The organism is Vulgatibacter sp., from assembly GCF_041687135.1.
In the GTDB taxonomy this organism is placed as follows: Bacteria; Myxococcota; Myxococcia; order Myxococcales; family Vulgatibacteraceae; genus JAWLCN01.
Window position 1 is genome coordinate 91,190 of the sequence record NZ_JAWLCN010000007.1, and the last position, 11,366, is coordinate 102,555.

11 protein-coding genes are annotated in these 11,366 nt (G+C 71.6%); 1 reads left to right on the forward strand and 10 read right to left on the reverse strand.

Translation table 11 applies throughout. The annotated features are described in order from the left end of the window. The 10 genes from ACESMR_RS16360 to ACESMR_RS16405 form a co-directional block, all read right to left on the reverse strand. Positions 1 to 609: an FMN-binding protein gene (locus ACESMR_RS16360; RefSeq protein ID WP_373048178.1), complete on the reverse strand. Its 609-nt coding sequence runs from the start codon at positions 607 to 609 to the stop codon at positions 1 to 3. Positions 610 to 656: 47 nt separating this feature from the next. Continuing rightward, the gene (locus ACESMR_RS16365; protein WP_373048179.1) at positions 657 to 1,241 is read right to left on the reverse strand and encodes a hypothetical protein; all 585 of its coding nucleotides are present in this window, start codon (positions 1,239 to 1,241) and stop codon (positions 657 to 659) included. After that, positions 1,205 to 2,587, reverse strand: coding sequence for a hypothetical protein (locus tag ACESMR_RS16370; protein ID WP_373048180.1), 1,383 nt, complete (start codon positions 2,585 to 2,587; stop codon positions 1,205 to 1,207). The genes ACESMR_RS16365 and ACESMR_RS16370 overlap by 37 nt, the downstream gene beginning before the upstream one ends. Positions 2,588 to 2,695: 108 nt before the next feature. Further along, positions 2,696 to 3,745 carry a hypothetical protein gene (locus tag ACESMR_RS16375; protein ID WP_373048181.1) on the reverse strand — a complete coding sequence of 350 codons (1,050 nt, stop codon included), beginning with the start codon at positions 3,743 to 3,745 and terminating at the stop codon, positions 2,696 to 2,698. 115 nt (positions 3,746 to 3,860) lie between these two features. Next, complete coding sequence (locus ACESMR_RS16380; RefSeq protein WP_373048182.1) at positions 3,861 to 4,559, reverse strand: hypothetical protein; 699 nt, start codon at positions 4,557 to 4,559, stop codon at positions 3,861 to 3,863. Continuing rightward, positions 4,556 to 6,007 (reverse strand): hypothetical protein, encoded by a 1,452-nt coding sequence (locus ACESMR_RS16385; RefSeq protein ID WP_373048183.1) that lies wholly within the window; start codon positions 6,005 to 6,007, stop codon positions 4,556 to 4,558. The genes ACESMR_RS16380 and ACESMR_RS16385 overlap by 4 nt, the downstream gene beginning before the upstream one ends. 74 nt (positions 6,008 to 6,081) lie before the next feature. Then, positions 6,082 to 6,354 (reverse strand): FeoA family protein, encoded by a 273-nt coding sequence (locus ACESMR_RS16390; protein ID WP_373048184.1) that lies wholly within the window; start codon positions 6,352 to 6,354, stop codon positions 6,082 to 6,084. Between the two features lie 2 nt (positions 6,355 to 6,356). After that, positions 6,357 to 6,554 carry a hypothetical protein gene (locus tag ACESMR_RS16395; RefSeq protein WP_373048185.1) on the reverse strand — a complete coding sequence of 66 codons (198 nt, stop codon included), beginning with the start codon at positions 6,552 to 6,554 and terminating at the stop codon, positions 6,357 to 6,359. Beyond that, positions 6,551 to 8,599: a ferrous iron transport protein B gene (gene feoB, locus ACESMR_RS16400; protein ID WP_373048186.1), complete on the reverse strand. Its 2,049-nt coding sequence runs from the start codon at positions 8,597 to 8,599 to the stop codon at positions 6,551 to 6,553. The genes ACESMR_RS16395 and feoB overlap by 4 nt, the downstream gene beginning before the upstream one ends. Then, a complete protein-coding gene (locus ACESMR_RS16405; protein WP_373048305.1) occupies positions 8,600 to 9,019 on the reverse strand; it encodes a Fur family transcriptional regulator in 420 nt (139 codons plus the stop codon). A gap of 173 nt (positions 9,020 to 9,192) precedes the next feature. Here ACESMR_RS16405 and ACESMR_RS16410 point away from each other — a divergent pair. Beyond that, positions 9,193 to 11,366: hypothetical protein (locus ACESMR_RS16410; protein WP_373048187.1), on the forward strand; the 2,174-nt coding region annotated here is incomplete at its 3' end.

Consider the following 11,366-nt stretch of genomic DNA (forward strand, 5'->3'; position numbering starts at 1 on the left):
CTACCCCTTCGTCCCTGCTGCTTCGTCCTGCTTGCCGGCGATGGCTGCGGGCTTGATCACCAGCTCCTCGACCAGCGCGATGGCGCGGCGCACGCCGACTGCCATCGAGCGGGAGGAGATGGTGGCGCCGGTGACCACGTCGATGTCCTGACCGGCGCGGACCACGTCCTTGCCGGTCTTGCCTGCGAACTGGGCGCGGAAGCGGCTGTCGGTGATCTCGTCGCCGTAGCCCTCGCGGTAGACCATCACCTCGTGCCGCTCCACCACGCCGGTCGGCGAGAACTTCACCGCGAAAGTGATCGGCTCGTGCTGGCCGCGCTCGTCGTCGATGAGGGCGTAGCCGTCGATCCGCTCGCCGGTGAGGGCGACGAAGACCACGTACTCCCGCCGGGCCGGCGTGTAGCCGAGCCGCTTCTCGAGGACCCGCTGCTGCGAGGGGTCGAGCAGGATCTTGCGGTAGGTGACCCGCTCGCTCTTCGGGAAGAACGCCTTGAGGAGCTGCGGGGTGGTGAAATAGGTCCCCGCCGCGCCGGCGCTGCCGGGCACGATCGAGGCGACGAGAAGGAGGACGAGGGCAAGGAGGCGCATCGGCGCCGGGTGCTCTATCACGCTTCTTCCTCCCGTACACGTTGCAGCAGGGGCGTTCTCGATGCGGTTCACGGCAGCTCCCGGAGGGCCTCGTCGAGGGCGTCACGCAGATGCGCGCGCCAATCGCTCCCGGCCCGGTAAGTGGTGACCCGGGTGACGCCCCGGTGTTCGCCCGCCCAGAGGAGCGCGCCGCCTGCATCCACCAGGAATGCCTGCAGCTCGATCTCCGTACGGCCGAGCATGCGCAAAGATTCCAGATCCATCCGCTCGAGCTCGACGAGGAGCGCCGCGTCCCTGCCGGCACCGGCGGCGATGGCAGCGGCGCGGTTGCAACTCGCCACCGGCATCTCCGCCCCGGTGCAGCCCGGCGCCTGCGCGCCCTGCGGCGCCTCCGCCCGCCCGATCACCGCCGCCGCGTAGCCCCGCGCCTGCAGGGCCCGCTGCGCCTCCCTGGCGAGGAGCCCCGCGGGAGACTCGACCCCGGCCACGTCGTCGACGACGTTCTGCGCTGCAGGCAGCTGCACCGCGGAGCGCACCACCACCGCCACGTCGCGGGGCCGCTCGCCAGCGAGCGTGCCCCGCTGCGTCGCGCAGCCGGCGCCCAGGAGCGCGAGGGTTAGAAGAGGTAGGCGACCGAGCCGATGTAGGTCCACGAGGAATCCCCGAAGAAATCGCCGTCCCAGAGATGCGGCTGATCGCCGCCGGCGCCGTTCTCCTGGAAATAGAAGGCGTTCTTGATCACGTAGGGCGGCAGGGGCCGGAAATTGAGGCCCAGGGTGAGCCGGGCCGCGTCGCCCTCGGCGGTGACGAAGTCGGTGTCGGTGTCCTTCTCCTCGTAGCGGAGCGAGGCGGTGAAATGCCCCTCGGTCCACTCGTCGGGCAGCGCCCGGAAGAAGGGCTCGATCCGGAAGCGGTAGTCGGCCTGGGCGTAGTACCCGAACATCCCCTCGGGCACGCGGTCGCGGGTGTTGGCGGGGGAACCGTCGGGGAAGCCCTGCACGAAGCCTTCGTCGACCGCTGCGTAGACCACCTCGCCGTGCAGGTCGAGGGGGCCCACCCGCCAGAAGACGTCGCCGTTCACCATGTTGACCCGGTTGTTCAGCTGGTCGTAGGCGCCGGTGTAGCCGGAGAGGCCGAGCTCGAGGTTGAGCAGCGGCAGGAAGGCGACCCGGCCGACGATCGCCTTGTCGTCGTTGTTGTCCTCGAGGTTCGAGCCGCGGGCGCCGCGGAAGCCGAGGCCGTCGGTGATCCGGGCGTCGAGGCCGTTGATCGCGTAGAGCTCGTAGTTGAGCTTCATCCCGGCGCCCAGGTCGAATTCGCCGAGGAAGCCGACGCCCGACTCGAACCAGGTGGACGGGACGATCGTGGTGTAGGCGATCGGCCGATCGGGGAGCTCCTGCGCCGGCGCGTCGTGGCGCAGGTTGTAGGAACCCACCGGCACGAGGATCACGCCGGCGCGGAAGACGAGCCACTCGGCGATCTCGAGATCGACCACCGAGAACTCGAGGAGCACCTCGCCGAAGGTGAGGACGCCGTCGCGCTTGAGCGGGCTGCCGGCCCACTCGAACTCGACCTCGGTGGCGGTGGAGATCCGCTCGGAGATCTGGCTGTAGATGAAGACGACGTAGCGGTGGTTCCGGAAGGTGCTCACGCCCTCCTCCGGGACCACGAAGTCGTGCTCGCCGTAGCCGCCGATGGTGGTGCGGTCGAGGATCGCCGCCGCCCGCTCGCCCAGGGTGGTGCCGGGATCGAGGCGGTACTCGAAGTTCTCCACCTCGGCCCGGCGGGCCGGGCCCGGAAGTGAAGGCTGCAGGCCGGAGGAGGTGTCGAGCCCCTCGAGCTCGAGGGCGGGGCCGGATTCCTCCGGCGCTTGATCGGAGGCGGCGCCGCCTTCGGTACCGGCGTCGGGAGGCGGCGCCTCCTCTTCCTCCTGCTGCGCGAAGGCGGCGGCAGGTGCGAGGAGCGCGAGGGCGAGCAGGATGTGGATCGAGCGAAGCAAGACGTTCCCCTCCCGGGAGTGGGCCCCGGTCGCCGGGGATCGCCTCAGGCGATCCCCGGGTGCAGCAGCTACGGGGGAAGGCGTCGCCCTCCCCCGCGAATCGGCGGATCAGCCCTTGACGTCGATGCCGTAGATCGACTCGACCGTCTCGAGGAAGCCGGCGCCGTCGAAGGTGGCGATCCAACTGGTGTCGCCGGCTGCCACCTTGCTCATCGCGTCATCGAGGGCGGCGCGGAAGTCGGCGGCGAACTGCTGCTCCTCGGTGGTGCCGCTGGCCAGGTAGGGCTCGACGATGTCGAAGAAGCCGTCGGCCTCCCAGATCTTGATGGCGGCGGTGTCGGCGTCGGCCTTGTCCGCCTCGAACTCGATGAGCTCGTGGCCGATCGAGTAGGCCATCACCAGCTGCAGGCGCGCGTCGATCTGGTCGACGATGTCGTCGTAGGTCGCGTCGGTGCCCATCTCGATGGTGTCGGTGCCTGCGGCGGCGAGGGCGTCGGCGAGGGCGCACTTGCCGTCGAGGACGAGGGCGAAGAGCTCGCTGGCCAGGGTGGTGTCGTTGTTGCCGTCGCGCTTGGCGGCGAGGCGGGCGAGGCCGCGGCGGCTGGCGTCGGTGTCGGTGTTGCCGGAGCCGTAGTAGCCGAACGCCTCGTCGTAGTGCTTCTTCGAGGGCTCGTAGAGCTCGTACATCACCGAGAGATAGAGGAAGCGGTAGATGCCGCTCTTCTCGAAGGTCTGCTTGGCGAGGTTCGCCTCGAGGGCGGTGGTGGCAGCGGCGAGGTCGTCGATGGCGCCGACGATGGCGTCGTCGATCGCCGGGCCGACCATCGCCGCGTCGTCGGTGAGGTGGACGTCCTGGCGACCCTGCACCTTGGCGCGGAGGTTGTGGTCGGTGCTCTCGTAGATCGCCCGGACCTCGGCGGCCTTCGCCGCTGCGGTGGTCGGATCGGCCTGGACGGCGGCGAAGAGCGCGAGCATCTCGTCGATCGCGCCCAGGCGCTTGTCCTGGGGCTCGTGGTTCACCGGATCGAAGGCGACGTACTGCGCCTGGCCCTCGCACTGCTCGGTGCCGGGGTTCTGCTGCTCGTCGCCGTCGTCCTCGGAACCGCAGCCCACGGAGGTGAGGGCCAGGAGCGCTGCTGCCAGGTACTTGATTCGCATTTTCAGTCTCCAGCTAAGGAAGCGTTTGCCCGCTCGCTGCTCACGGCGGACGATGTCGAGCCGGTGGAAGCCACCGGGAGGTCAACCCGGCTTCGGGCCGGGCAAGAGGGTTGGATCACTCGGCCACCGTGGCCGGATCGACGCAGCGGTTGCGCAGGCAGGAGAGCCCGCTGCCGCACTGCTGGTCGGTGTCGCAGCAGACCGAGATGCAGGCGCAGCAATCCGCCGGCGGGTTGGTGCCGAGGCAGGCGAAATCGGTGCTGCATCCCGGCTCGTCGACACAGACCACGCCCTTGGGCGCGTTCGACTCGCCGACGTAGGTGACGGTGCCGTAGTAGGAATCGACGATCTTCCGCCCCGGCTCGCCCATGTTGGTGTCGAAGAACTCGTACTCCCCTGCTGCGGGGAAGGTGTAGCGCCAGAAGGAGAAGGTCTCTCCCGCCTCGGTAGCGGTGTTGTAGGGCGTCACCAGGTTCGGGCTGAACATCGGCGCCGGCGCATCGAGGGCGGTGACGTTGGCGGGCACCGTCGGCAGGTAGTTGCGGAACTCGGCGGTGTCGCCCGGGCGGATCGGCAGGCCGCTCGCCGCCTGGATCGAACCGGGGCTGCCGCCCTCCGGCAGATCGATCCGGTAGCGCTGCCCCACGCAGAGCGGGGTGATGGTGCGGTACTGGCCCATCACGATCCGGTTGAGCGAGACGGTCACGCGCGGGGCCGCCTCGGCGGAGGCCTGCACCTCGGGGACGTCGGAGGTGGGCCCCTTGCAGCCCGCCATCGCCAGCGCGAGGGCCACGAGCGCAGTGGTACGAATCACGGAAGTTCCCCTCCGCCCGCGACTGCGGGCAGGTAGCGATAGAGCACGATCGGATTGGCGTGGGCGCGGACGAGGCGGCTGGTGGAGAAGCGCGCCACCTCCTCGAGCTGCGGCCGCAGCCGCTCGTAGCCGGGCGCTGCGCTGCTCACGTAGACCTGCACCCCTGCCTGCGCAAGACGGCCTGCAGCTGCGGCGAGTTCGTCGCCGCCGGCGAGCCTGCCGGCCCGATACTGCGGCGCGTAGCGCTCGAAGAGCCGCGCCTCCTCGCCGGTGAAATAGCTGGCCCCTGCAGGCGGCAGCGCCGCTGCCACGTGCTGGACGAGCTGCGCGCCGGGCGTGGGCACCCGGCCCTGCTCCCTGGCGAGCGGCAAGGCCACCACGGCGAGCAGCAGCGCGAGCGCCCCTGCCATCGCGGGAGCGAGGTCGCTGCGCCACCGGGCGACGGCCCCTGGCAGCAGCGCGACGAGGAGCGCCGCAGCGGCGAGGAGCGGCAGCACGTGGCGCGCCTTGATCAGATTCTGGCCGAGGAAGGCCCAGGCGCCGTAGGGCAGCGCCACCAGGAGCGCGGCCCGCAGCGGCAGCGAGGTGGGCTGCCGCGCCGCAACGAGCGCCACCGCACCAGCACCGAGGAGCAGCGCGAGGAGGATGCGCGCCGGCTCGACGGCGCCGCTCCAGGGCAGGCCGAGGCCCGCTGCGCCGAGATCGAAGCCGAGCCAGGTGAGGCGTTCGGCGAGCTCCGGCCGCACGATCACGGTGCCGCCCCACTCGCCAGCATGGCCCGCGAGGAAGTGGCCGGCGATCTCGACGAAGCGCGCGGGGCCCACCATCAGGACGAGGGGCGCCAGCCAGAGGCCGGTGCCGAGGGTGAGGCCGGCGATCCAGCGCAGCCGCAGCCCCGCGGCGAAGAGGAGCGGCAGCGCCACCAGGGCCGGCAGATAGGAGGGCCGGATCCCGAGGGTGAGCCCCGCCACCATACCGGCGGCCAGAGGACCGACGCCCTTCCCTGCAGCAGCGGCCAGCGCAGCTGCCAGGGCGAGGACCAGCGCGGCGAAGCCGGCGCCGTCTGAATGGGGCAGCGCGCCCTGGAGCACCGCCAACGGCGCGAAGCCGACCACCGCAGCTGCCGCGAAGGCGCCGGCCTCCCCCACCTGGCGGCGGAGGACGGCGCCGAGGCCTGCCACCGCGGCGACGCCGAGGAGGAGCCCCGGCGCAGCGAGGGCGGCGACCTCGCCGAGGCCCGTCGCTGCGAAGGCCCGCGCCAGGAAGACGTAGACGGGATAGCCGGGGAAATGGGGCTGCTGCGAGGCGAGATCGAAGGAGGTGAGCGCGCGCGCGAAGTTCACCGCGTCGAGGTCGGGAAGCGCAGGCGGAAGCGCCGCCAGCCGCAACGCGGCTGCGCCTCCCACCAATGCCGCCCATGCGACGATGTAAACGCTTTTGCGCTTCACTCTCAAAATCCCGGCAAGAAAGAGAGCGGCTCGTCACCGCTCGCCTCCTGCAGTGCAGGAGCGTTCTCGTCTCTTCAGGGCAACCGCACCCGGATCCCCGTGGCGATCTCGCGGTCCAGCGCCAGCGTCGTCTCGCCCACGTCCAATACGAACGTGGGACGGCGCTGCCTTAGCACGACTTCGCACCCGGCCACCAGCCCCAACGACGCGAGCCGGTCCGATCGCACGGGGTTCTCCACCGAGACCGCGTCGACGACGAGGAAGACGCCCACCGGCGCCTCGGTGACCGGCACGGCGGCCCCAGCTGCTGCCTGCTTGCGCGGGCGAAAGGCGGAGAGGAGTCCCATCGTCAGGCGTCCTTGCGGCTCTTCAGCCACTTCGCGAGCTTGCCGGCGAGGCCGGCGCTGGTGCGGGGAAAGGAGTAGCCGCAGCCCGGGCAGCAGACGGTGCTGCAGCCCTTCGCCAGCGGGCAGCTCGGCCTGCAGCCGAGCCCGTCCGCGTCGAAGGTGGTGCTGCAGAGCGGGCAGGCTTCGATGCTTTCGCTCATCCCATCACCCAGTGCATGAGCACGTTGACGACGCCGCCGACGGCGACGGCGAACGGGAAGATGAACGCCACCATGGCGAGGCCGGTCTTGAGCCCCCGCTCCTTCACGATCATGAAGAAGTTCGCGATGCAGGGGACGAAGAGCGTGATCACGGTCATCGCCACCACCACCTGGATCTCGCCCTCCACGCCGAGGGTGCCTGCGCGCATCCGCTCGTTGAAGAGGTCGAAGAGGCCGGCGGCGCCGTAATCCCGGCGGAGGAAGCCGATCACGAAGGAGACACCCGCCTCCTTCGGCAGCCCGAGCACGCCGGTGACCACCGGCTCCACCGCGCGGATCACCAGGGGCAGGAGCTGCAGCCTGTCGAAGACCCAGAGGACGAAGGTGCCGAGCAGGAAGAGCGGCAGCGCCTCCTTGAGGTACCACTCGATCCGCGCCACCACCTTCACCAGGATGTTGGAGAGCTGGGGCCTGCGGATCGGCGGGAGCTCGAGGAGGAAGTCGGAGCTCTCGCCGGGGAGCACCTTCGAGGAGAGCCAGCCCACCAGCAGGATCGTGCCGAGGACGCTGCCCGACCAGAAGAGCGCGCCGGTGAGCGAGATCCCGGAGAGCATGCCGAGGATCACGCCGAGCTGCGCCGAGCAGGGCACGCCGAGGGCGAGGAGGAGCGTGACGATCACCCGCTCCTTCTTCGTCTCCATGATCCGGGCGGTCATCGTCGCCATGGTGTCGCAGCCAAGGCCGAGCACCATCGGCAGCACCGCCTTGCCGTTGAGCCCCATCGCCTTCATCGCCTTGTTCGCCACTACGGCGAGACGGGGCAGGTAGCCCGAGTCCTCCATGATCGAGAAGGCGATGAAGAAGGTGGTGACGATCGGCAGCACGATGGCGATGCCGTAGGAGAGCGCCATCGAGACCAGGCCGTACTGGCCGATGAGGAAGCCGCTCGATTCGTCGACCGGCACGCCGGGCGGCCCGGCGAGGAACTCCTGCACCACGCCGGAGGGCACCACCGCGCGGATCGCCGCGTCGGTCCAGGGGACCACGTATTCGGCGAAGAAGACGCTCTCGAGCCAGTCGACCATGATGCCGGCGCCGAGGACGCCGACGAAGTAGTAGGCGGCGAGGAGGACCGCGGCGAGGACGAAGAAGCCGCCGACCGGATGGACCGAGGCGTCGCCGACGAAGCGGGCGAACCTGGCGCCGGAGCCCTGCGGCGCACCGCGGCGCATCACGTGGGCGGCGAGGCGATCGGCGGTCTCGAGGCGGGCGCGGCCGAGGAGCGTCCGCAGCGGCTGCGGGATCGCTGCGGCGAGGAGGCCCCGCTCCTTCTCCACGACGGCCCGGGTCTCGGCGTCGAGGTTCGCCTTCGCCCACGCCTCCATCGAATCGTCGGCGAGGAGGAGGAGCGCGAGGGCCCGGCGGGAGATGCCGGTCTCGGGCAGCACCGGGAGCAGCCGGGCCACCGCGCTCTCCACCGGCGGCGCGTAGGCGATCTGCAGCGAGGCGGGACGGGCGGCGGGGACTGCGGCGACGAGCTGCTCGATCCCCTCCTTCACCACCGCCACCGTGCCCACCACCTCGACGCCGAGGGCCTTCGCGAGCTCCCCCGGATCGATGCCGATGCCGCGGCTCCGGGCCTCGTCGAGCATGTTGAGGGCGAGGACGAAGGGCACCCCCGCCTCGGCGAGCTGCACCGAGAGGAGGAGCGCGCGGCGCAGGTTCTTGGCGTCGCTGACCTGCACCACCGTCGCGCCGCGCTCGGCGACGAGGATGTCGCGGGCTACCGCCTCGTCCTCGCTCATGGCGAGGAGGTTGTTGGTGCCCGGGGTGTCGATCACCTGGTACTCGGCGCCACCGAAGTGTGCCTTGCCGCGGGTGAGCTCCACCGTGGTGCCGGGGTAGTTGGAGACCTGGGCATAGCGGCCGGTGAGCGCGCCGAAGACCACGCTCTTGCCGACGTTGGGATTTCCGACGAGGAGGAGCCGGGAGGAGGCCGGGCCCGCGTCGCCGCGCGGGGGTTCTACCGGGAGCGGAGCGGACACCTATGCCCTCGCCTTCCTGCATTTCGAGCAGCGACCGTAGAGTTCCATCTTGTGGTGGCTCACCTGGAAGCCGTGCCGCTTCGCCACCGCGAGCTGGAGCTTCTCGATCTCGTCGTTCTCGAACTCGACGATGAAGCCGCAGCTGGTGCAGATCAGGTGGTCGTGGTGATCGCCAGCGGTCTCGTAGCGGGTCTGGCCGTCGCCGAAGTGCCGGGGCTGCGCCAGCCCGCACTCGGTGAGGAGCTTCATCGTCCGGTAGACCGTGGCGGCGGAGATCCGGCGGTCCTGCTCGCGGACCCGGGCGAGGAGCTGCTCGACGTTCAGGTGCCCACCGGTGGAGAAGAAGGTGTCGACGATGAGGGTGCGCTGCCTCGTCGACTTGAGGCCCTTCTCCGCGATGTAGCGGTTGAGGACCTCCATCGGCTCGAGCGTCCGCTCCGTATGCTGCGTCACCGGCTGGCCTTTCACGCTGCGAAAATGAAAACCGTTATCAACTCCATATGGCTACTAACACCCGCCGAATCGCTGGTCAACGGGAAGCCTGCGGGGAACGGCTTGACACCACCCCCCTTGGCGCGGATCTTCCGCGCCCCATGCTCCTCCGCGACCCTGCCGAGATCCCCGCCCCCGTCGCCATCGCCCTCGCCGACTTCTGCCGGCGCGCCGACAGGCCCTCCTCTGCCGAAGAGGTCCGCCAGGCCCTCGCCCGGCTCTCGCCCGACGAGGACCGGACGGTTCTCGGCATCTGCAAGGGCGAGCCCCCTGCCCGGCCGCTCTCGCCCCATGCGGTGATCGATCTGGTCCGCGGTCTGCCCGCTGCGGAGGCAGCCCGCCTCGAGGAAGCGGGCGCCTACGAGGCGATCGCCGCCGAAGCAGCCGCAGAGGCAGGCAGCGCCCGCCCCGTCCTCGCAGGCTTCGCTGCGTCGGTGGCAGCGGCGCAGGTGGAAGAGGATGAGGAGGCGGCGGAGGCTGAGGAGAGCCCCTTCGCCCCGGGCGCGGATCAGCAGCGGGCCCGGATCCGCGAGGCGGTGGCGCGGGCCGCTGGCGATCTGGAGAAGGCGGCGGACGAGCTCGGCCTCGAGGACGCCGCAGCGCTCCGCAAGCTGGCGGGCAAGCTCGGCGTGCTCGAGGAACTCCTCGCCGCTGGCGAGAAGGCCCCCGCCGCAGCGAAGAAGGCCACCCGGAAGAAGAAGGCGGAGAGCGCGGCGGCGCCCCTGCGCCGGACCCGCGCCGAGGCGGAGGCCCTCAAGGCAGAGCGGGCCAGGCGGGAGGAGCCGGAGGAGGAAGCGGCCCCCGCCCCGCGCCCGGGCCGCACCCCCGGCGTCCCGGAATTCGGCAGGTACGTCACCGGCCAGGCGGCGCGCCGTCCCTTCGCCGAGCTCGAGGCCCGCGAGGGAAGTGAGGTGCTCGAGGGGCTGGTCTCGGAGCTGCGGGGCAACCGCCGGCAGATCGTCGAGCGGCTCGGGACCCTCTACGCCCGCAACGACGGCAGGCCCATCGGCGAGGGCGATCTCGATCGCCTCCTCGGCAAGCATCACCTCGACGGCTGGTTCGAGAAGGTCGAGGCCGAGAACCTGAAGCTCCTGCTCCGCCAGCACCGCGGCTTCCTGCCCGGCATGCTCCGCACGCTCCAGCTCGAGCCGCGGGAGCTGCAGCAGCTCCTCCGCAAGCACCACCTCGAGGGCGACGTGCGCGAGCTCAAGGAGCGCACCCGCGAGGAGGCCCGGGCGGATCGCCCGCTGCCCGAGCGGATCGTGCTGGCGGCGGAGAAGGACGAACAGCTCCGCGACGCAGGTGTGCTCGAGGATCTCGACGATCGGAACCTCGCCGAGCTCCGCCCCGCCATCGAGGCGGTGGCTGCCGAGGGCAGCAGCACCGAGCCCACCGTGGTCGTGGAGCTGGCGCGACGCCGGATGGAGATCGAGCCGCGGGTGTGGCGCAAGGCGCTGCGCCGCTACCGGCTCGCGCACATCGCCGCTGCGATCCTCGGGGTGCCGCCGCCGGAGGAGCCGCGGGCGAGCCGCACCACCGGCCCGGTGGAGCGCGAGGCCGCAGCCCGGACCAACCTGCCGGTGCGGCCGCGCTTCGGCGAGCCGCGCCGAGAGGTGCGGGTGATGCGCATCGGCGCAGCGGGCCCGGCGGAGGCACCGTCCCGACCCGCAGCCCCCCCGCGGATGGGCAGGCCCGGCGGCGGCGATCGGCAGCAGCGCCCCTTCGCTGCAGGCGGCGAGCGTCCCCCGCGACGCTTCGGCGCCGAAGGACCGCGCCGTGCCGAGAGCTTCGAGCGCCCGCCGCGCCGTTTTGGCGAGGAGGGGCCGCGTCGTCCCGAGGGAGGCGCACGTCCGCCCAGGCGCTTCGGCGGGGAAGGCCCGCGCCGCGCGGAGAGCTTCGAGCGTCCGCCCCGCCGCTTCGGCGACGAGGGGCCGCGCCGTCCCGAGGGTGGCGCGCCTCCGCCCCGGCGCTTCGACGCGGAGGGGCCGCGTCGCTTCGAGGGTGGCGCCCGTCCGCCCCGCCGCTTCGGCGACGAGGGGCCGCGTCGCTTCGAGGGCGGCGCTCGTCCGCCCCGCCGCTTCGGCGACGAAGGCCCGCGCCGTCCCGGCGGCGACGCCCGTCCGCCCCGCCGCTTCGGCGACGAAGGCCCGCGCCGTCCCGGCGGCGACGCCCGCCCGCCCCGCCGCTTCGGCGACGAAGGCCCGCGCCGTCCCGGCGGCGACGCCCGCCCGCCCCGCCGCTTCGGCGACGAAGGCCAGCCTGCGGGAAGGCCCGC